This window comes from Helicobacter didelphidarum (assembly GCF_003364195.1).
GTDB lineage: Bacteria > Campylobacterota > Campylobacteria > Campylobacterales > Helicobacteraceae > Helicobacter_A > Helicobacter_A didelphidarum.
The window spans coordinates 338,941-358,110 of sequence record NZ_NXLQ01000001.1; the positions used below are offsets into that span (position 1 = coordinate 338,941).

At 31.1% G+C, this 19,170-nt stretch carries 17 protein-coding genes; 13 read left to right on the forward strand and 4 right to left on the reverse strand.

Annotation, left to right across the window (positions count from 1 at the left end):
• Positions 1-72: 72 nt before the first annotated feature.
• Both CQA53_RS01370 and CQA53_RS01375 read left to right on the forward strand, forming a co-directional pair.
• Positions 73-1,347 (forward strand): aromatic amino acid transport family protein, encoded by a 1,275-nt coding sequence (locus CQA53_RS01370; RefSeq protein WP_115542254.1) that lies wholly within the window; start codon positions 73-75, stop codon positions 1,345-1,347.
• A 157-nt stretch (positions 1,348-1,504) separates the two neighbouring features.
• On the forward strand, positions 1,505-2,875 hold the full coding sequence (locus CQA53_RS01375) for an L-serine ammonia-lyase (RefSeq protein WP_115542206.1): 1,371 nt from the start codon (positions 1,505-1,507) through the stop codon (positions 2,873-2,875).
• Between the two features lie 156 nt (positions 2,876-3,031).
• On the opposite strand, the gene CQA53_RS01380 is transcribed toward CQA53_RS01375, so the two are convergent.
• The 3 genes from CQA53_RS01380 to CQA53_RS01390 form a co-directional block, all read right to left on the reverse strand.
• A complete protein-coding gene (locus CQA53_RS01380) occupies positions 3,032-3,304 on the reverse strand; it encodes a hypothetical protein (RefSeq protein WP_115542207.1) in 273 nt (90 codons plus the stop codon).
• A 283-nt stretch (positions 3,305-3,587) separates the two neighbouring features.
• Positions 3,588-4,787, reverse strand: a complete 1,200-nt coding sequence (locus CQA53_RS01385; protein WP_115542208.1) for a radical SAM protein — start codon at positions 4,785-4,787, stop codon at positions 3,588-3,590.
• 45 nt (positions 4,788-4,832) lie between these two features.
• Complete coding sequence (locus CQA53_RS01390) at positions 4,833-6,041, reverse strand: hypothetical protein (RefSeq protein WP_115542209.1); 1,209 nt, start codon at positions 6,039-6,041, stop codon at positions 4,833-4,835.
• Between the two features lie 176 nt (positions 6,042-6,217).
• Between CQA53_RS01390 and ruvA the strand changes: the two genes are divergently transcribed.
• A complete protein-coding gene (gene ruvA / locus CQA53_RS01395; protein ID WP_115542210.1) occupies positions 6,218-6,784 on the forward strand; it encodes a Holliday junction branch migration protein RuvA in 567 nt (188 codons plus the stop codon).
• 198 nt (positions 6,785-6,982) lie between these two features.
• On the opposite strand, the gene CQA53_RS01400 is transcribed toward ruvA, so the two are convergent.
• Entirely contained in the window at positions 6,983-8,254 is a 1,272-nt protein-coding gene (locus CQA53_RS01400; protein ID WP_115542211.1) for a hemolysin family protein, read from the reverse strand.
• 613 nt (positions 8,255-8,867) lie between these two features.
• On the opposite strand from CQA53_RS01400, the gene CQA53_RS01405 reads away from it, so the two are divergent.
• The 10 genes from CQA53_RS01405 (at position 8,868) to CQA53_RS12235 (ending at position 18,907) form a co-directional block, all read left to right on the forward strand.
• Positions 8,868-10,208, forward strand: coding sequence for a hypothetical protein (locus tag CQA53_RS01405; protein ID WP_115542212.1), 1,341 nt, complete (start codon positions 8,868-8,870; stop codon positions 10,206-10,208).
• 103 nt (positions 10,209-10,311) lie between these two features.
• A complete protein-coding gene (locus CQA53_RS01410; protein ID WP_115542213.1) occupies positions 10,312-11,112 on the forward strand; it encodes a hypothetical protein in 801 nt (266 codons plus the stop codon).
• Positions 11,112-12,302 (forward strand): sigma-54-dependent transcriptional regulator, encoded by a 1,191-nt coding sequence (locus CQA53_RS01415; protein ID WP_115542214.1) that lies wholly within the window; start codon positions 11,112-11,114, stop codon positions 12,300-12,302. Before CQA53_RS01410 ends, CQA53_RS01415 begins: the two co-directional genes overlap by 1 nt.
• Positions 12,303-12,435: 133 nt before the next feature.
• On the forward strand, positions 12,436-13,176 hold the full coding sequence (locus tag CQA53_RS01420) for an NlpC/P60 family protein (protein WP_115542215.1): 741 nt from the start codon (positions 12,436-12,438) through the stop codon (positions 13,174-13,176).
• 338 nt (positions 13,177-13,514) lie between these two features.
• Positions 13,515-14,570, forward strand: a complete 1,056-nt coding sequence (locus CQA53_RS01425) for an MraY family glycosyltransferase (RefSeq protein ID WP_115542216.1) — start codon at positions 13,515-13,517, stop codon at positions 14,568-14,570.
• Between the two features lie 135 nt (positions 14,571-14,705).
• Complete coding sequence (gene groES, locus CQA53_RS01430; RefSeq protein ID WP_115542217.1) at positions 14,706-14,975, forward strand: co-chaperone GroES; 270 nt, start codon at positions 14,706-14,708, stop codon at positions 14,973-14,975.
• 30 nt (positions 14,976-15,005) lie between these two features.
• Positions 15,006-16,634, forward strand: a complete 1,629-nt coding sequence (gene groL / locus CQA53_RS01435) for a chaperonin GroEL (protein WP_115542218.1) — start codon at positions 15,006-15,008, stop codon at positions 16,632-16,634.
• 582 nt (positions 16,635-17,216) lie between these two features.
• Positions 17,217-17,714, forward strand: a complete 498-nt coding sequence (locus tag CQA53_RS01440) for an HIT family protein (RefSeq protein ID WP_115542219.1) — start codon at positions 17,217-17,219, stop codon at positions 17,712-17,714.
• A 10-nt stretch (positions 17,715-17,724) separates the two neighbouring features.
• Positions 17,725-18,636: an ankyrin repeat domain-containing protein gene (locus CQA53_RS01445; RefSeq protein WP_115542220.1), complete on the forward strand. Its 912-nt coding sequence runs from the start codon at positions 17,725-17,727 to the stop codon at positions 18,634-18,636.
• 100 nt (positions 18,637-18,736) lie between these two features.
• Positions 18,737-18,907 carry a hypothetical protein gene (locus tag CQA53_RS12235; protein ID WP_181882308.1) on the forward strand — a complete coding sequence of 57 codons (171 nt, stop codon included), beginning with the start codon at positions 18,737-18,739 and terminating at the stop codon, positions 18,905-18,907.
• The last annotated feature ends 263 nt before the right edge of the window (positions 18,908-19,170 follow it).

A 19,170-nucleotide genomic window follows, 5' to 3' on the forward strand; every position in this document is an offset into this window, starting at 1 on the left:
TTCTATTACAAAAATTCTATGCCTAAAAGGAGAAACATGGTAGGAACACAAACAATGCAAAATAAAAAATGGATGGGGGATGGTATATCACATGCTAAACACCCTAAGTTTGACAAAGATGATTTGATTTGGACTCTTAGCCTCTTTGGCACAGCTATTGGGGCTGGGGTGCTTTTCCTTCCTATAAATGCTGGAGTTGGTGGGCTTATACCACTTTTGGTTGTGCTTTTCTTAGCTTTCCCGATGACTTTTTTAGCTCATCGTGGGCTATGTCGTTTTGTGTTGGGAAGTGATAAACCCGCAGATGATATTACATTTGTCGCTGAGACTTATTTTGGTAAAGGTGGAGGCTTTTTAGTTACACTTTTGTATTTCTTTGCGATTTTGCCTATTTTACTTGTATATAGTGCAAATCTTACCACGACTTTAAGTGAGTTTTTTATACATCAATTGGGGTTAGAAGCACCAAATCGCCTCATAAGTTCATTCCTCATTGTGGGAATATTAATGCTTGTCTCTATAAGTGGTTCAAGTATTGTTACAAAAGCAATGAGTTTGCTTGTTTTTCCTTTTATCATTATCCTTATGGTAATTGCGTGTTTCCTTATCCCACATTGGAATGGTGCAATATTTGAGAATATTAGCTTTGTTTCACTTTTTAGCAGTCAAGAGAATCGACAAAGCATGATTGTAACACTATGGCTTGTTGTTCCTGTTCTTGTTTTTAGTTTCAATCACTCTCCTATTATTTCATCTCTTGCGTGTCATTGCAAAGAGAAATATCGCCATTATGCAGAACCAAAATCATCTCAAATTATTGGTTATGCGGTAGCGTTAATGGTTGTCGTTGTTATGTTTTTTGTCTTTTCTTGCGCACTATGCCTTACACCAGAAGATTTTGCCACTGCAAAAACACAAAATGTAAATATTCTTACTTATATTGCGAATAAATTTCCAGAGGCAACTTTCCTTGCTTATGTATCACCTATTGTGGCTTTGATTGCGATGAGTAAAAGCTTTTTAGGACATTATTTAGGTTCAGCAGAGGGGCTAAATGGGATTTTGTATAAAGTGAGTAATGGCAAGTTGCAAGGCAAATTTGCTCATACTATCACAGCAGTTATTACATTTTTAATTGCGTGGTTTGTTGCATATAAAAATCCCAGTGTTATTGGCATTATAGAATCTATTGGGGGACCAGTCTTAGCAGTGCTTTTGTTTCTTATGCCTGCGTATGCGATATATAAGTTTGATGTGTTGAAAAAATATCGCAATAAATGGACTGATATTTTTGTTGTTATTATGGGTTTAATTGGTATTAGTGCTGCAATCAAGGGGTTATTGTAATTCTTTATGTATTCATTTCTTAGAGATTGTTGTCATTGTTATTTTTATTTAATTATCCAAAAAACTAGCATTTAACCTTGGTTTTAAAAATTGATAAGAATCTGCAGATAAAAGAATTTGCTTATATTAGATTCTATATTTTATTAAGGAGGAATATATGAGTAATTTAAATATTTTTAAAATAGGTGTTGGACCATCATCATCACATACGCTAGGGCCACTTGTGGCAGGGAATCTCTTTTGCAACAAAATAGAATCCAATAATACAGAATCTAAACTTGATGTAATTACAAAAATCACTATAAATCTTCATGGCTCTTTGTCGCTTACGGGTAAAGGGCATTTGACTGATAAGGCGATCTTATGGGGACTCAGTAATCTGAAACCACGTGACTTACATGCAGAGATACAAGAGCAAGTCAATAAGGGAGTGCTAGAGCATAAAATATTGAATCTCTGTGGAAAGAAACAAATTATGTTTGATTATGATCAAGATTTGGTATTTAATAATGATTATTTACCACTACATGAAAATGGCTTGGAAGTGAAAGCTTTTGATAATATGGACAATATAATAGAATCACAAGTGTATTATTCAGTTGGTGGAGGCTTTGTAAAAACAAAGGAAGAGCTAGAAGATGGAGCAGATTCTAGCACACAAGCAAATGTCAAAATGCAAATAGACAATGCAACAAAAGCCCTCTATCTCTGTGATGAAAAAGGTTATAATCTCGCACAACTCTCACTTGAGTATGAAAAGCAATTTGTTTCAGAATCTAATGTGCGTGAGTATTGCTTAGAAATTTGGGCAACCATGCAAGAAGTCTATATGAATGGGATTAATCCAAAAGCAGACACTTTGCCCGGTGGTATGCACTTGCATCGCCGTGCAAAAGGTTTAGCAGAACGAGTAAAGGCTACAACTGACCCTATGGGGATTATTGATTTTATTTCATTATATGCCATTTCTATTGCAGAGGAAAATGCAAGTGGTGCAAAAGTTGTTACAGCACCAACAAATGGTGCGTGTGCGGTGATACCTGCCGTAATGCTCTATCTCAAAAATCACACTATAGGCTTTAATGATGATAAGGCGGTAGAATTTTTGCTGACAGCCATGCTGATTGGTTCATTTTATAAGAAAAATGCAAGTATTAGCGGTGCAGAAGCAGGTTGTCAAGCAGAAATTGGTTCTGCCAGTTCGATGGCGGCAGGAGCAATGGCTACGGTGTTAGGTGCAGAGGCAAGAAAAGCATGCAATGCAGCAGAAATGGCGATGGAACATCATTTAGGATTGACTTGCGACCCTGTGGGAGGATTGGTGCAGATTCCATGTATTGAACGCAATGCTTTTGGTGCAATAAAGGCAATTAGTGCGGCACGAATGGCAATGACACGCAAAAGTATCCCTATGGTAAGCCTCGATGAAGTTATAAAAACTATGTATCAAACAGGTAAAGATATGAATGCAAAATATCGCGAAACTTCTCTTGGTGGATTGGCAAAGACACTTTCGAGCGTGTGTTAAGTTGGTATATTATGCTTTTTTGATTGTTTTGTATTTAGTTTGTCATGTAATACTTTGTTGTTTGAATGCTTTTATCTTTGCTTATGCAGTCTTGTAAGTTTTCTTTGTTCTTTGTATCGTGTATAGCTTCTTGTAACTCAACAGAACTAAGAGAACCTAAGCTTCCTTTGTCTTGCTACTTAGCTTGTTCTTTAGAATATTGCTAATATCTTGAATGTGATTATCATAAATACCTTTATTGCTAGTGTTGTCTTGCTTCTCTTGAGTAATACTATCATTCAAGCATTTCGCTTTACTCTTTTTCTTTCCTTTTGTATTTACATTCTCATTTGCAAACTTATCACTTTTTGTAACAAAATCTTTATTTCTTAATTCTGTTTCAAACTCTTTTATAAACTCTTTTAATTCATGTAAGCTTTTAAACCCCATTATATACCCTTTTTGAATAAAATATTTGTGTATAGTTTTATGTATAGTTTCATATTCCACAAGACAAAAAAGCATATTTTATAAGAATATGTAAAGCGATAAATAGGGGGTTTAGGGGAGTGGGTTAAGATAAACTTTTTGTTGGTAATGCAATCTTTGATTTGTTGCACATATTTTTACTTATTTAAGAAATAGAAAATCCCCAATAGGAGAGAAAGATTCTGCAAATAATTTATATCATTAAGCAATATTGTCTTTATATCATAATTTGTTTCATTTGTAATTATGGTGCAATTTTTAGAATTTTTTTTGTTTGTATAGCGATGGGGATAAGTTGTTTTGCCTCCCACATATTATGACAATAATCGCAAACTTTATAAAAATCTTGCCCATAAAACTCTAGTATCCTATCTCTTGTTGCATTTGCTATGTCAATAAAATCACCTTCAAACTCATCCATTCCCCTTAAACGTGAAAGAGAGCTTGCAATTGGACAAACAAACAATGCACCAATTGGGGCTATCATAGTATTGTTTGGGGTGTTACATAATATTCCCTCACCACTCATAAGACTGACACAAGGCATTCTACATGCACGAAAGTTTTTTATAATGTCATTTTTATTTCTATTTCTCTTATAAATTTTTCCAGGATTGAACCAAAAACTAGAATCATCACTCCATGCAAAAGAGTATGAGATACCATAAGATTCTAAAGCGTTCATAATCTGCTTATGCCTTAATGGTAATGTAAGATTAGGGGAACGTGTGTAATCGGAAATATTCACTTGCACCTTGTGAGAATTTCTCAGTGATTCCAAAAGTTCATTAGAAAACATCATTGTCCCATTTGTTACGATATTAAATGCTCGAATTTTATCTTGTAAATCTAAAAATCTTATAATTTGTGGTAGCTCTTTAAATAACAATGGCTCACCACCAATAACTCGTATTAATCCCACAGAATCTACTTTACTAAGTAAAATATTAAGACTTTGCAATATCCCTTCTAGTGTGCAAGTATATTGCTGATTTGGAGTAAAATATTGCATAAGATTATTGCAGGATTCACAACGCATTGTACATTTTGTTGTTAAAACAAGTTCAAAATAAGGAATATCAACTTTACCTAAAATCACACGAATCTTTATATATCTTTTTAGCAAAGAATTATAAATTTTTTCAATTTTTTTGGATTTATAAGAGAGCTTTTTCATTTTCTGCCAACAATAAAAAGCTAAACCTTGTTGTCTGTATCTTTTAGGTGTAAGAAAAGAAAGGAAAGATTTTTTTGCTACATACTTATGAGAAGAGTAACCAAAATATATATCTCTCATTTTACGAGTGACAGAATGAGGGTTGTGAGAATAGAGATAGCGATAAAAGAATATATCATTTTTTAACAAATTAAGTCTAAATTTTACACCATAGTTCTTGGTAATGGGATTTCCCCCCCCCCCCCAATTAAAATTTTGTTGGTTCATAACAATCTCCTTGCCATAGCATAAATACTTTGTATCATACTGAAATTAAACAAATAAATCTACTACTTGTTCTTTTTCATCTCCAGATACAACACCAACTACTTTTTGTTCGTTCGTCTCTCTGGTTGTATTATCTTCTGCATTGCTAATATTATTTGTTTCAGAATCACTTGGACTTTGTATATCTTTAGTTGTATGAGCAGTTTGGGAATCTGCTTGTATATTTTGGTTATTGGTTGATATTGTCTCTGTAGATTCTGTTCCATTGACTTTTGTATCTTTTGTTGCATCTGTTGCAGTAACAGTATTTGTAGTTGTATTGTTTTCCACATCATTTTGTTGCATATCATCTGGAATTTGAGTTGAATTCTCTGCAAGATTAGAATCTTTTGTATTAAAATTTTGATTTTTATTATCCTGGTTATTTTTTATGGCATTGATTGGGCTTATAGCATTATCAATATCATTTGGAGTATTTTTCTTTGCTATACCTACTACTCCATTATTTGCTTCATTTCCAGTTGTATTGTTGTTATTTAAGGTATTTACTGAGGCAGAATCTTGATTTTGCTTATTTACTTCTGCCAATGCACTTGCAAGGCTTGGAGTAGCACTCGTAGCTTTTATTGAATCATTTACAGATTTTTGTTCTAATTGCACATTTCGGAGTTGTTCCATAGAAAGCCAACGACTTTGATCTATTTTATCAATTTTATCTTGTAAATTCCTAATATTTGATTCAATTTCACTGCTTAATTTTGCAATGTTATCGGAAAAAATATTGATTGAAAGTTCATCATTGAGATTTAAATTTGCAAGATCTTTTCGCTCAAGATTAAGTTTAATACCTTTGTCAGAATAATCAGCTGTAAAAACATTTTTATGGTTATATACTGCATTTGCAAGAATATCTTTTATTTGCAAAGTGGCTTCATAACGTTGCCGTAGCATAGAATCATCAAGGGGAGCCCAAGCATCATTTTTTTCTGTCTTGTAACTACTTTTAATATCTTTTGTAATACTTTGGACTTCACTTAGGCTCTTTTTTGCTAATTGGAGACTTTTAAGAGTTGCAAGAATATCATTAATTTGAGCTGAATATTGTGGATCATCATCTATATTAATTCTATCTGTTGAGGGGATAATATCTACAATACTAAATTTCTTTTGGATACCTACAAATTTTAAAGAATCTTTTGCATGAGGTGTGTCAATATTAATGTTTGGTGTTTGATTAACACTTGCAGTATTCATAAATACGCTCCATTTTTTATCTTAAATATCTTTGCAACAAGTTAAAGCAATTTATATTCCTTAGTAAAAATATGTATTTGCATCTTTAATCCTTATTTGATTATATGCTTATATATTTTTGCTTTTGTGCTATACTTTCATGCTTTATTGTGCAAATTTTTTGAAAAGGATCTGCTATGATTGTGCGTCTTAAAGGGCAAATTGAAAATCTATTGCCAACAAGTGTTGAGTTGGAAGTGCAAGGTGTTACTTATTTCATCGAAATATCGCTTTTGACAAGTCTGGAATTACAAAATAAATCACAAATTACACTTGAAATAGCACAGATTATTCGCGAAGATTCCCATTTACTCTATGGATTTGCGAGTAAACAGGAACGAGAGATTTTTTTGCATATACTTAAGGTAAATGGGGTGGGACCAAAGATTGCCTTGACTATTTTATCAAGTTTTTCTGTTAATCAGTTTCTTTCTATTGTGCAAACAAATAATTTATCTGCACTTAAGGGTGTGAAAGGAATAGGTGCAAAAGTTGCAGGGAAAATTATGTTAGAATTTACAGGTTATACGCAAAATGTGCAAACTCAAGAAAATAATAATACTAAGCTTGCTTATGATGCTTTGATTGCACTGGGATTTAAAGATTCTGAAATAAATACCGCCCTGCAATCTCTTCATGCAGAAGAATCTAATTTTGCTCCAAATGAGATTGTTAAAAATATACTTAAACGTATGGGGAAATAATATTCATATTGCACACTATAAAAATTTCATTAGTTTTTATCATAAAGTGTATGAATTTTAATAAGATTAATTTTTAAATATTATTCACAAGATTGTTAGAAATCCATAAAATTATAACTTTGTATCTAGAAAGATTCTATAAGAAATTCAGGAAATCTCAGTTATTAACAAGCACTAGAATTTGATATAAAGTATTTTTTATTGCAATGAAATTTTTAATTTTTTAATTCGTGTATCTTCAATAGCCAAAACTTCATATTGATATACAGAATCGCTGATAATATCACCGACACTTGGCATATCTCCGAAGAGATTAAGAACATATCCACCAATTGTTACTTGCATTGATTCCTCATCATATTCAAAATTCAGAGCAACTTTAATTTTCTCCAAATCAACTTTACCATCTACTTCATATGTTTTATCATCGATTTTCTTAATATCATGACTTTGGCTTGCATCCATAACAATATTGCCTATAATTTCATTCATAATATCTTGAGAAGTAATCATACCTGCAGTGCCACCATATTCATCAATTACCAGAGCGGTATCAACTTTTTTCTTATTCATTTTGAGTAGAATCTGCGATATAGAAGCACTCTCTGGAACAATAAGCATTTTTTGCACAAATTCATCAAATGTTATTGGTTGATAATTATTCTTAATATTTGCAGCTAGAACATTTCGAATATGTATGATTCCAACGATGTTATCTTTACTCCCATCGCAATATGGGTAGCGAGTATGATGTGGTTCATTAATAATAATTTCAATATTTTTTTCATAGCTTAAGGTTTTGTCAAGACAAATCATATCTTTGCGAGGAGTCATAACTTCTCTAGCAAGAGTGTCAGAGAAATCTACTGCATTTTTAATAATTTCTCCCTCTATAGAATCTAAAACACCACCCTTTAAACTTTCACCAACAATAATTTTTAGTTCTTCATCACTATGAACATCACTATGTGCTTGAACTTTTAGTAGTTTTAAGAACATAGCAGAAGCAAAATCAAAAAATTTAATAACAGGAAAAAAAACAAGCCAAAAAATATAAAGTGGTCTGGCTATTGCTAAACATGCGACTTCGCTTTTTGAAATAGCAATAGATTTAGGGACAATCTCACCTAAAATAACATGTAATAAGGTAACCAAACTAAAAGAGATTAATAAACTAATCGTATCAAGTAATTGTGTGTGTTCTGAGAAAATTGCATACATTCCATGTAAAATTAATGCTGTGATATAACTACCAACCCAACCTAACGCAAGAGAGCTTAGAGTGATTCCAAGTTGTGTTGCCGATAAATAACTATCTAATGAGTTGGACATTTTTAATGCCAATTTGGCGACTTGGTTATTTTGTTTTACCAATTCTTCTAATCTTGATCGTCGCACTTTTACTAAAGCAAATTCAGATAAAACGAAAAACGCATTTAAAAATATAAGTATAATTGCTAAAATAACCATTGAAACCGAGTGATAGTCCAAGATAACTCCCCAAACTTTAACATAAATAAAGTTTTAATAAAAAGTTTAAATGTATGATTCTATATATTTTAAACTTAAATTGTGCTAAAATAGAAATAAATACTTAAAATTTATTTCTAAAGATTACAAATAAGGTTTTGATAATTTTGTGCTTCCATTTTGTTTTATAAAAGAAGTTAGAACTTTTGTGTAATAAAAATATTTTATGATTATGTTTTTTATAGATTTAGGGGATATAAAGTATAAATCTATAAAAATATGTTAGAATCACAGAGCATTGTCTTCAATACCATAAATATATTTTATGATTTTATCCATAATTTGAGAATAAATCATTGTGAGGACATGTGAAATAATTGAACCTTTTAAAATCAAGATTCTCAAATAGTGAAAATATTTTTATTGATTTCTGTATTATCTTGCAGTTTTTGATAATTCTTGGCACTAAAATATTCATAAACTTTGCGGTTATTTCTTTTATTTTTTATGGTAGAATTTGCTTTTTTTTTGAAAATATTTCTTTTTTCTTGAAAGATATGAGATTTTTCTTAATCTTTTTATGGTATTTGAGAAATCAGTAAGGATAAATATTATGAATAAGTTGGCACGGATTCTGGTAGTTTTTGGAGCTTTTATAATTATTGCCCTTGTTACTGCACTTTATTTTGGATCACAAAAAATCACACAGAATATTGAAGAACGTTTAAATAGTGGGTTGCATGATGTGCAATTACAGATTCAGCAATCAAATGATACATATCCTGTTGCTAAAATTGAATATGCACCCTTTCATTGTAGTGGGCTAATGGATTATACTTGTGTATCCGATTTTATTAGTCTTTATGTAAAAGATCCAACAACACGAAACAACCAAGTATATGAAAACATACGATTTGATAAAATTACTCTTGATTTAAAGGATATAAAAAGCAAAAAACATATTTCGTTTGATGTAGACACACAGCTAAATTATCCAAATATTCAAAAATTTTTTGGAGATTCTAAAACCAATTCTTCTATCGCGTTTTTTAATCATAATGCTGAAGCCCTTTTGCCAAATAATTTGCACTGCAAACAAACTTATTCAACTCAAGATTCAGATTTGTTTGAAAATCAAGAATCGAGTTTAATTGAGTTAAAAACAGAATGTAATCTTGAATCACAGATTTTTACCACACAAATTGCAACCAATAATATTCTTATGCCGAATGTTCAAAGAGCTCATATACTTGGCATTTTCTATGAAATAATGATGGCAAACATTTATGAATCTAGTGAGGTTAAAGAGGATTTAAAACTCGTAAATATTCCTCATCAATTGGAATCTATTCATCTTACTATGCAGTCCAAGCAGACCTTTAAGGATTTTTTAGCACAAAACCAATCATTAAGTAATCAACAAAGAGAAATATTGCAAAGTCAATTTGATGGAAATCTTGGCACATTAAAAATGATTATTCCAGCATTATTTGGTTCGTTTTTAAATGATTATAGTATAAAATCTATATTGGCTTTTATTAACCTTGCTCAAAGTAAGATTAAAAAAATTGATTTACAGTTTACAATAAAAGATAACAAGAACTTTAATCCTCTGGAAGATTTTAATGCAATGAATCTTATAGAATGGTTAACATATTTGAACAATAACTATGATGTTAAGATGATTATTGATGGTAATTTACAAACAAAAACGAATCAGGTAGTGCCAACCAATAGAAGTGGATTAGAAACCAATGAGCGATACGAAGTTGCTCCAGAATCAAATATACAGAGTATAGAAAACGATTCTGAGAAACAGGCAGATGATTTACACCCTCAAAATTCTAAAAATAATGATTCGCAGAAACTTTTTAAGGATAATGAGCTATTAGACCCACCAGCTTTAATGGAAACAATGTTGAAAGAGAATAAAAATACTAAAACTTTTAGCTAAAAGTTTTAAATTATGAAATCTTGATATAGTGCGTTATTGAAGTGAGAAAATTGTAAGAAGTTTTTTGATATCATAGAATCTAAACAAAGTGAGAAATTTAAAAATGTTGCGTATTTTCTTTGTTGTTCTTATTATAAATATCTCTTTAGTTGCTGCTAGAGATGTAAGAGATCTATTGATTCTTGCTGATGTAGAAATTCCTCTGGCACAATCTGATATTTTTTATTCTATTCCCACTGATTCTGTGCCAAATGAAGTCCCGCTCCAAAAGGAAAATACTATTAGAGAAATGCAGGAACAACAAATGGATATTATGAAAAAAGAATACAGAGGAAATCCTGCAAATAGCGATATTGTAAATTATAAGCATAATGAGATCCAGAAACAAATCAATAAAGATGTTATGTTAAGAATCAATCCAGACACAGCACCAGAGATAGAGGAAATGAGTGAGACACAGCCTTATGAATTTATCATAAAATATGATTTTAAATTAGTAAATGATGTGCCTTATGGAGAGAAATATGCAATTTCTACACCACTTAATACTTTGGGATTATCAAATCGTTCTATAAGCACAAAAGTTTGTGAACTCAATTTGAAAGAAAAATTTTTTACAATCAAGCATTACCCGCATTATACAAAAACAGAAATGCAAGCAAGCATAAAGAAACAAATACGATATTTATTGTATAATTTTCTCCAGGAATATAAAACAGAAGTATTGGAGTGTCTTATGTTACACCAGACATATCTTGATGACAGAAATACAACCATTAATCTTGAATCGCGCACCAAAACAATTACAAAAGTGCATTCTTATGTGCTTGTAGATTTTAATGGTGGGATTTTGAGACTCAAGGTATTTCCACCAAAGGACAAAAACACAAAGAAAGGAATATAGTGAAAATAGCAATTGTAGAAGATGATATCAATATGAGAAAGAGTCTTGAATTTTTCTTTTCAGATTATAAAGATTTAGAGATTATTAGCTTTAAGAATCCAAAAGATGCATTAAAATCATTAGATGATAGTTTTGAGCTTGTTATTACAGATATTAATATGCCCCAAATGGATGGTATAAAGTTTTTAACGCAGTTAAATGGGAAATACGAAGCAATTGTTATCACAGGCAATGCAACCCTTAATACAGCAATAGAATCTATGCGTTTAGGCGTGAAAGATTTTTTTCAAAAGCCTTTTGAGCCACAAGATTTATTAAATGCAATTTATAGAACAAAAAAAATTTTAGAATTTAATAAAGAGTTTGAAAAAGTAAATAAAAATACTCAAGTAACCCCTAGTAAAAAGACATTTGATAAGGAAAAATTATTTAAGTCAAGTTCTCCAAAGTTAGAAGAGGTAAAAAATCTTGCTTTAAAGGTTGCTCCAACTGACGCAAGTGTTTTGCTACTTGGAGCAAGTGGGGTTGGGAAAGAAGTATTTGCCCGCTTCATTCATGAAAATTCAAAACGATCGAATGCCCCATTTGTTGCACTTAATATGGCTGCAATCCCGGAACATCTTTTAGAATCTGAACTTTTTGGATATGAAAAAGGTGCGTTTACAGATGCTATCAACTCAAAGCCCGGTTTATTTGAGATAGCACAAGGAGGTAGTGTTTTTTTAGATGAAATTGGTGAAATGCCAATGGCATTACAAGCAAAATTGTTACGTGCTTTACAAGAAAAAGAAATTATCCGCTTAGGTAGTGCAAAACCTATTAAAATTGATGTAAGATTTATTTCAGCGACAAATGCAAATATTCAAGAAAAAATAACAAACAAAGAATTTCGAGAAGATCTCTTTTTTCGACTACAAACTGTGCCAATCAAGATTCCACCACTCAAAGAACGTATTGAGGAAATTTTGCCTCTTGCGTATGTCCATATTAATGAAATTTGCATGAATTATGGTTTTAAACAGAAAAGTTTAAGTAAAGAAGCTGAAGATAAAATACTAAACTATACCTGGCCAGGAAATATTCGAGAACTTTTGAGTGTAGTAGAAAGAGCATGTATTTTGAGTGATGGGGAAATTATTATGCCTAAAGATTTGTGTTTAGATGAGAGAGAGAAGGGGCTATTTAATTAATCTTGATTGTTGTAGTAATAAACTATAACACTTCTGTCTCACTTACAATATTACATTAGAATGTCAATAATGCATTTGTAAGATTCTCAACTGTAAAATCTTTTAACTTAAGAATAATAAAAAGGAGTGTATTATGTGGAAAGTAGTTTTTATATGGTTTGTGCTATTTTATTTTATAAGTGTGAATTTACAAGCAACAACACAGTCTCTTGCTAAAGATTCTACAATTTCTAATATTGCATATAGCATACAAGTTGGAAGTTTTCAAAAGCTTGAGAATGCAGGAAAGCTTGCAGATTCTTTAAATAAAAATGGACTCGATGCTTTCTTTTTTAAAGAAAATGGTATGTATAAAGTTCGTTTTGGGAATTATAAAAGTTCTAATGAAGCTAAAGATATGGCATTGAAGTTTCAAAAGCAACATTTGATTGATAAATTTTTCATTATTAATCCAACAAGTTATTCAATGAATCAGCAAGTATCACAGAAGGATAAAGCAAAAAATACACGATATAATCTTTCCAAACGAGCCCACGAATATCTTGGTGTTCCATATAAATGGGGTGGTGAGAGTTCTAGTGGCTTTGATTGTAGTGGTTTGGTGCGTGCTGTATATAAATTAAATGGCATGAGCTTACCTCGAACTTCTCGCGATCAATTTAACACAGGTTCTTTTGTGTTAAAATCAAATTTACAAATTGGTGATTTAGTTTTTTTTACTACGAATAATGGTCAAGCAGTTAATCATGTTGGAATCTATATTGGAAATGGTAAATTTATTCATGCACCGGGAAAAGGGAAAAAAGTAGTGATAGCAAACTTAGATTCAAGTTATTGGAAAAAAGTTTATAGAGGTGCAAGAAAGTATATTTAATGTGTTTAGTTGAGAAGAAAAATTATAAAAAATTTAAAATCACTTCGAAGTTTGCAATAATAGAGCTTAGTATATTTTTGGAGAAATAGAACAAGTTTTTAGAAAATTATTAGAAGAGTATGTAGATAATGAAGTATAAAATTGCATAGTTTTTAAGTTTTCATATTCCATTAACAATAATTGATACAAGAGAATCTGTAACTATATAGTTATATATTTTAGTCCAATTGTAATATTTGGCAATAAATTACGTAGAATGATAGTAGTAAATTTGCATAAAAAATTTGTTAAATAGTAAAATAAGATATATCGCAAAATTATCAAAATAGGGGTTGGTAATGAGTATTTTACAATTGTATAGTTTTATATTTTTTGGATTTGTCTGTGGGCTAATTGCCCTTGTTTTAACTTATATTCTTTCTGTTACAATGCGTATTATGCAAGATAGAACTCTCACAAATAAGTTTAAAATACATCACCATAATACACCTCGTTGCGGTGGTATTGGAATCTTTTTATCACTTATTGTAATTGCTATGGCTGGAATCGAGATTCCCAAAGCTATCTTTGATCCTTTAGCAGGATTGCATTTGTATATTGCATGTTTTATTATTATGTTAAGTGGCACATTTAAAGATAGCAATAGAAACCCTTCAATTATTATAAATATTACTATGCAGACTATAGGTTTTTTATATTTTATTTTTTCATTTATTTTTCTTGTGGTAGATTCTGTTATTATAAGTATGCTTGGAATCTTCGTGACATTATTATTCTTGTTCTTTACAACAAATAGTATTAACGTCATTGATGGTGTAAATGGTAATGCAATATTTTATTCCATTATACTTCTTGTCTCATTGTGTTTTGTTGGGTATCAATTACAAATTAATTTTGTTATATTTATTTGCACTATTCTGCTTGGGATATGTTTTGTTTTTTTGTTATTTAATTTTCCTTATGGAAAAATGTTTTTAGGGGATGGTGGAGCATTTTTATTAGGTTTTATTATTGGTGCATTACTTTTTATTTGTGTGTGGTATTTTAAATTAAATTTTTATTATGCTTTGACACTTTTTATTTATCCATTATGTGAATTTATCGCTAGTATTTGCACGAGATGGCGTCATATAAAGTCATATTCGTTCGCAGAGATTTTTATACATTTATGTGAACCCAACAACTACCATCTACATTTCTTTTTCTACGCTCAATTTGGACATTATGGTGTTTTAATTCTAAATTCTCTTTGTGCAATCTTTATCTGTTTTATTACACTTTATTATGATAATACCTTGTTATTACTGCTTCTTGGTATTGGTTTTTGTATTATTTATATGATTTTATTTTTTAGTTTGCGGACTAAAAAGCTATATTTATATAATAAAGCTTAATAAACTTTAGTGTATAATACTAAATTTTCTTTATTATATCAATATTATATATTGACTTATTAACTAAAAAAATGTAATATTTTATCACTTAATTTTTTTAAGTGATAAAATATTACATTACCCAAGGAGAATATAATGGCTTTTAAACCACTAGGAAAAAGAGTATTGATTGAAAGAGTTGAAGAAGAGAAAAAAACTCACTCTGGTATCATTATCCCCGATAATGCTACAGAAAAACCAAGTATAGGTATCGTTAAAGAAATCGGCAAAGAAGTTGAAAAAGATGGTGAAATAAAAAAGAATGATAAAGTTCTTTTTGGTAAATATAAAGGTAATGAAGTAAAAATTGATGGTAAAGACTTTGTTGTCTTAGATTCTGAAGATATATTAGGTATTCTTAAATAATTATATAATTTACAATATTAGGAGAAAATTATGGCAAAAGATATAAAATTTAGTGATGAAGCAAGAAATAAAATTTATGAAGGTGTAAATGCTTTAAGCAATGCAGTAAAAGTAACAATGGGTCCTAAAGGAAGAAATGTTTTGATTCAAAAGAGCTATGGTGCTCCAACAATTACGAAAGATGGTGTAAGTGTAGCAAAAGAAATTGAATTGCAGGATACCTTAGCAAATATGGGTGCACAGCTTGTAAAAGAAGTTGCAAGTAAAACAGCAGATGCTGCTGGTGATGGAACTACAACAGCAACAGTATTGGCACATAGCATTTTTAAAGAAGGTTTAAGAAATATTACAGCTGGTGCAAATCCGATTGCTGTTAAACGAGGTATGGATAAAGCAAGTTCTTTAATCATCGAAGAACTTAAAAAAGGTAGCAAAAAAGTTGGTGGTAAAGAAGAAATTGCTCAAGTAGCAACTATTTCTGCTAATTCTGATGAAAATATCGGAAAATTAATCGCTGATGCAATGGATAAAGTAGGTAAAGATGGTGTTATTACTGTTGAAGAAGCAAAAGGAATCAATGATGAATTAAGCGTTGTTGAAGGTATGCAATTTGATAGAGGATATTTAAGTCCATATTTTGTAACCAATGCCGATAAAATGAGTACAGAATTAGAGAATCCATATTTACTTATTACAGATAAGAAAATTACTGCAATGAAGGATATTCTCCCGATTTTAGAAACAACAATGAAAAGTGGTCGTCCTTTGCTTATTATTGCAGAAGATTTGGAAGGTGAAGCATTAACTACACTGGTTGTGAATAAACTTCGAGGCGTATTAAATGTTGCAGCTGTAAAAGCTCCTGGTTTTGGAGACAGAAGAAAAGAAATGCTAAGAGACATTGCAATTCTAACAGGTGGAGAAGTTATCAGCGAAGAGGTCGGTCTCATGCTTGAAGCAGTAGATATATCACATTTGGGTCAAGCTGCTCGTATCGTAATTGATAAGGATAACACTACAATTGTAGATGGTAAAGGGAAGAAAAAAGCAGTAGAAGAAAGGGTAGCTCAAATTCGCACACAAATAGAATCTACCACAAGTGATTATGATAAAGAAAAGTTGCAAGAAAGGCTTGCAAAACTTTCTGGTGGTGTGGCAGTTATTAAAGTTGGTGCACCAAGTGAAGTGGAAATGAAAGAGAAAAAAGATCGTGTAGATGACGCATTATCTGCGACTAAAGCTGCTGTTGAAGAAGGTATTGTGATTGGTGGTGGAGCTGCGTTAATCCATGCAGCAAGTAAAATCAATGCAGATTCACTTAAAGGAGATGAAGCTATTGGTTTTGATATTATCCATAGAGCTGTAAGAGCACCTCTTGCACAAATTGCAACGAATGCAGGATATGATGCAGGTGTAGTTATTAATGAGGTAAGTAAGGCAAAAGATGCAAAAACAGGTTTTGATGCAAGCGAAGGAAAATATGTAGATATGTTTAAATCTGGTATCATTGATCCTCTTAAGGTAGCACGTGTAGCATTACAAAATGCAGTATCCATTTCCAGCTTACTTCTTACAACAGAGGCAGCAATTACTGATATTAAAGAAGATAAACCTGCTCCTGCTCCAATGCCCGATATGGGTGGTATGGGAATGATGTAATGTTATTTTAAATACACAACGCATTTTTCCATCTCTTATTACTTTCGAATTTGAATGGCAATATAATCACAAATACTATTGCTGTTTGGAGACCGAAAGAAATCTACTGAATCTAAAACTCTCTTATTTTTAATAACTTTGAGAATAATGTGGGGATATACAATGACTTTGCAAGAGTGAGAATCTTGTTTATATTTATGGTAATTGTAGATTGCACTCTTTTACAAGATAAGTTAATACTGCATTATATTTTTAGAAAGCAAAATATAAGAATTTTTATTTTTTACTTTTATACTCATATCAATTTTATTATTTTTATATAAAAAATTTCCAAAACTACATACTTTATTTTTGCAATACTTAACTAAATATAAACATTACTATTTTATTGCAATAACCTTACCCTTATTGAAGACAATGAAAGACTTGATTCTTAAATAGTATTTAAGAAATATACTATAAAAATGAGTAATTTACTTTTTTGGCGGAATATTATTTGCTATCAAGAAATTATTGTATAAAGGAATTTTAAAATATTTTAAGGTATAATTACAAGTAAATTTTAGAATCTAGGGTTATAATATGGCTTACGATAATCTCTATTCTCCATGGAGGAGTAAATATTTTACGCAAGAAAGTGATGAGAAATGCGTTTTCTGTGCCATTGCAGCAAGTGATAGGGATAGAGAGAATCATATTTTTTATAGAGATTCTGTGTGCTTTGGTGTTATGAATCTTTATCCTTATATGCCCGGACATTTTATGATTATTCCTTATAAACATGTTGATTCTCCTACGCTTCTTAGTCAAGATGAATGGCTACATATCAGTGTTCTTGCTCAAAATGCTATTATCTTACTTGAGGAATATGGGGCAAGGGGGGTAAATATGGGTATAAATATTAAAAAAGCGGCTGGAGCAGGCATACCCAATCATTTACATTTGCATTTTGTCCCGCGTTATGAGGGCGACACAAATTTTATTACAACAATAGGAAATTCACGCGTGTATGGTGTGGATTTTGAAGAGATATTTGAGAAAGTTCAATCATTAGCAAAAATACATTTTAAAGTAAAGTAGGAGCATGTTAATGAAAAAATATTATTTGATATGTATGATTTTTCTTGGATTATTAAAAGCAAATCAATATGATTATTTATTATTTAGCCATGTGTTGAGCGATGTTGAAAGTGGAATTGAGTTAAAAGCTGATGTGAATTCTCGTTGGAAAGAAAGCACACCATTATATGAAGCAGTGAAAAATAATCGTCTTGAGATTGCGTATATACTCATTATGGCTGGAGCTGATGTGAACACATTGAGTAATGGTGAAACAGCTCTGCATAAAGCAGCACAAAACAAGAATCCCTATATGGTGAAATTACTCATTATGGCTGGAGCAAATCCAAATATAAAAGAGAAACAATATGATAATACACCACTTCATTATGCTGCAATGAATAATGATTCACAATCGATTAATATTCTTACAAGTGCTGGTGCGAATGTAACAACACAAAATATGCAAGGTATCTCACCCGCACAAATTGCAGTAGCAGAGATTATCATTCCCCCGATTATTCTTGAAGATTTGAATCTAGCTGTAAGTGCAAGTGCTTTTAAAGTTGCCTCTGGTTCAGTAATATTTAATGTGCGTAATCTTACTAATAATCCTTTAACAATTTTTGTAACAGATCTTTATATTAATGGACATCTTACTTCAAGCCAACGCTATCCATTGACAATCCCTCCAAGCACAACCATTACAAATGTCAACGCAATGTCTATTTCACCAAATGGAATGTATGCAATAAAACCTGATAAAAATGGACAAGCTGATATTAAGGCTGGTTTTAGTATTGAATATGAGGCAGAAGGACGTCCACAAAGACTCTTTAATAGCACACAAATGAAACTACAATTATGGAATCCGCAAACTCAATCTGCTTCAACAAAAGATACGAAAGAAACACAACAAGACGATACACAAGATTCTGAATAAATAAAAGAAAGCATTGCTTTAACTCTTTAAAGATTCTCAATATTCTCTATTGATTGGAAAATTTGCTATAATTTCACAATTTGTTATGTAAGGAAATGTTATGACAATATTTAATAGTATCAAAAGTCAATTTACTTATAAAATATTCTGGTATTGTTTATTGGTAAATTCATTGTATGCAATGGTGCTACTTGGTAGCTGGGGGGGGGGGGGGAATGGAAAAACCACCGATGGAAATTATATTTATGGTTTTTTTCAGGGTTTTTTTTAAAATTTTTTATGTTTCTTTTTTCCAAACCTTTCTTTTTTTTTTTTTTTTTTTTTTTTTTTGGACTTTTTTGGGAAATATTTCAACCAGGTTTTTGCTTTTGGGGTTTGAATATTTTGTTTCTTTCTTTTTTACAACTTTCCGAGCCCCCGGGACCGTACTAGAATTCCTATGCCGCCTTCTGCTTGAAAAAAAAAACACTTTTTCCTCTTCCTGCCTAACTGATATTATTTGCTCTTCTTTTTCTATGATCTACCCGGCTTGCT

Excerpts from the sequence above, each read along its gene's own strand:
- CQA53_RS01370 (WP_115542254.1), top strand. The coding sequence starts at position 73 with ATGGGGGATGGTATATCACATGCTAAACACCCTAAGTTTGACAAAGAT.
- CQA53_RS01375 (WP_115542206.1), top strand. The coding sequence starts at position 1,505 with ATGAGTAATTTAAATATTTTTAAAATAGGTGTTGGACCATCATCATCA.
- CQA53_RS01380 (WP_115542207.1), bottom strand. The coding sequence starts at position 3,304 with ATGGGGTTTAAAAGCTTACATGAATTAAAAGAGTTTATAAAAGAGTTT.
- CQA53_RS01385 (WP_115542208.1), bottom strand. The coding sequence starts at position 4,787 with ATGAACCAACAAAATTTTAATTGGGGGGGGGGGGGAAATCCCATTACC.
- CQA53_RS01390 (WP_115542209.1), bottom strand. The coding sequence starts at position 6,041 with ATGAATACTGCAAGTGTTAATCAAACACCAAACATTAATATTGACACA.
- ruvA (WP_115542210.1), top strand. The coding sequence starts at position 6,218 with ATGATTGTGCGTCTTAAAGGGCAAATTGAAAATCTATTGCCAACAAGT.
- CQA53_RS01400 (WP_115542211.1), bottom strand. The coding sequence starts at position 8,254 with ATGGTTATTTTAGCAATTATACTTATATTTTTAAATGCGTTTTTCGTT.
- CQA53_RS01405 (WP_115542212.1), top strand. The coding sequence starts at position 8,868 with ATGAATAAGTTGGCACGGATTCTGGTAGTTTTTGGAGCTTTTATAATT.
- CQA53_RS01410 (WP_115542213.1), top strand. The coding sequence starts at position 10,312 with ATGTTGCGTATTTTCTTTGTTGTTCTTATTATAAATATCTCTTTAGTT.
- CQA53_RS01420 (WP_115542215.1), top strand. The coding sequence starts at position 12,436 with ATGTGGAAAGTAGTTTTTATATGGTTTGTGCTATTTTATTTTATAAGT.
- CQA53_RS01425 (WP_115542216.1), top strand. The coding sequence starts at position 13,515 with ATGAGTATTTTACAATTGTATAGTTTTATATTTTTTGGATTTGTCTGT.
- groES (WP_115542217.1), top strand. The coding sequence starts at position 14,706 with ATGGCTTTTAAACCACTAGGAAAAAGAGTATTGATTGAAAGAGTTGAA.
- groL (WP_115542218.1), top strand. The coding sequence starts at position 15,006 with ATGGCAAAAGATATAAAATTTAGTGATGAAGCAAGAAATAAAATTTAT.
- CQA53_RS01440 (WP_115542219.1), top strand. The coding sequence starts at position 17,217 with ATGGCTTACGATAATCTCTATTCTCCATGGAGGAGTAAATATTTTACG.
- CQA53_RS01445 (WP_115542220.1), top strand. The coding sequence starts at position 17,725 with ATGAAAAAATATTATTTGATATGTATGATTTTTCTTGGATTATTAAAA.
- CQA53_RS12235 (WP_181882308.1), top strand. The coding sequence starts at position 18,737 with ATGACAATATTTAATAGTATCAAAAGTCAATTTACTTATAAAATATTC.